This window comes from Pseudomonas sp. FSL R10-1339 (assembly GCF_009600545.1).
Lineage (GTDB): Bacteria > Pseudomonadota > Gammaproteobacteria > Pseudomonadales > Pseudomonadaceae > Aquipseudomonas > Aquipseudomonas bubulae.
In genome coordinates, this window is record NZ_WIVQ01000308.1 from 1 (window position 1) to 286 (window position 286).

Annotated in this window: 1 pseudogene; it reads left to right on the forward strand. The window is 44.4% G+C overall.

Annotated elements, in window-relative coordinates:
• Nucleotides 1–81: 81 nt before the first annotated feature.
• A pseudogene (locus GHO03_RS24885) lies at nt 82–286 on the forward strand (DUF3077 domain-containing protein); the annotation flags it as partial.

Here is a 286-nt window from a genome sequence, read left to right on the forward strand (position 1 = left end):
TTATTTATGCTCTGCATGAAAATACTTATCGTATTAATCTGGTGTGGTTTGGTTCGATTAATCTCATAAAGCAGGTAAAACATGACTCCGATAACAAAAACTGCACCGGATGACGACATCGATATTGAGATGGAAGCCCTGAAAGACAGCGCCGCCAGCCAGCGTGCACTCGACTATTATTTGAAACCAGCTGTTTCCCAGCACTGTCTGGAGAAAAAAATATTCGTGGTCCGCAGTGATCTGAGCCATGAAGAAGCGTTGGTCAATGCGTGCGATTACCTGCGTT